The 271-nt window shown below is 46.5% G+C and carries 1 protein-coding gene; it reads left to right on the top strand.

What is annotated here, in order from left to right; translation table 11 throughout:
- Positions 1 to 271: uroporphyrinogen decarboxylase family protein (locus tag KK062_RS30320; RefSeq protein ID WP_317195825.1), on the top strand; the 271-nt coding region annotated here is incomplete at both ends.

The following is a 271-nucleotide window of genomic DNA, read 5'->3' as shown; positions in this document are numbered from 1 at the left end:
CTATGGGATTAAACTATGAAATGGAAGAAAAGCGTGGTCCGGTATTTCCTAAGCGCATAACATCAGCAAAAGATCTCGATAGCATCCATATAGCTGAGGCTGGCGAATTGCAATATGTTCTCGACGCCCTCACACTCACTAAAAAGGAGCTGAACGGGAGGGTGCCCCTTATTGGATTCGCAGGTGCACCGTGGACGATCTTCTCTTATATGATTGAAGGCAAAGGCAGCAAGACCTTCAGCGAGGCTAAGAAAATGCTCTATACAGAACC

It is taken from the genome of Dawidia cretensis, assembly GCF_018598175.1.
GTDB lineage: Bacteria > Bacteroidota > Bacteroidia > Cytophagales > Cyclobacteriaceae > Ohtaekwangia > Ohtaekwangia cretensis.
This window is presented reverse-complemented; position numbering and strand designations above follow the sequence as displayed.